The following is a 685-nucleotide window of genomic DNA, read 5'->3' on the forward strand; positions in this document are numbered from 1 at the left end:
GATGGGACCGTTGGCAGGTATTGGGGATTCTCTCTCTCAATTTTGTTTAGCTCCATTGTTCTCAACCATCGCAGCTTCGTTTGCTCAAGAAGGCTTGGTTGTCGGTCCAATCTTGTTCTTCCTTGCGATGAATACGATTTTGACAGCTATTAAATTGTCAACTGGTCTGTATGGATACAAACTAGGAACAACTGTGATTGATAAACTAAGCGAACAGATGGCAACGATTTCTCGTATTGCCAATATTATCGGTGTAACCGTAATTGCTGGTTTGGCAGCGACATCTGTTAAGATTATGGTGCCGATTACCTTTGCTGCAGGGGAAGTAAAAGCAGACGCTAAACAAAGTATCGTAAGCATTCAGGGAATGCTTGATAAGGTTGCTCCGGCTCTTCTACCAGCCCTATTTACACTTTTAGTTTACTACTTGATCAAAGAAAAGAAATGGACAACATATAAACTCGTTATTTTAACAGTTATCATCGGAATTATCGGAAGCTGGCTTAAGATTCTAGCTTAATGGATACGACATTGTTTTATGGAATAGTGATTGTCTTGGCAGTGAGCCCCCTTTTACTGTCAAGCTTTCATTCTATTCGTCAGCAAAAGTTGCTTCGCAAACAGATGGAGCAACGACAAGAGTATTTAGCTTCTTTAACATCTGATGATGAAGTGTTGTTGTTGT

At 40.3% G+C, this 685-nt stretch carries 1 protein-coding gene and 1 pseudogene; both read left to right on the top strand.

Annotated features, from left to right (window positions below):
* Positions 1-520: PTS system mannose/fructose/sorbose family transporter subunit IID (locus GMD3S_RS0210255; protein WP_025173029.1), on the top strand; the 520-nt coding region annotated here is incomplete at its 5' end.
* Positions 520-685: pseudogene (locus GMD3S_RS10540) on the top strand (preprotein translocase subunit YajC); the annotation flags it as partial. The gene GMD3S_RS0210255 and the pseudogene GMD3S_RS10540, both read left to right, overlap by 1 nt.

The sequence above is a fragment of the Streptococcus sp. GMD3S genome (assembly GCF_000298695.2).
Classification (GTDB): domain Bacteria; phylum Bacillota; class Bacilli; order Lactobacillales; family Streptococcaceae; genus Streptococcus.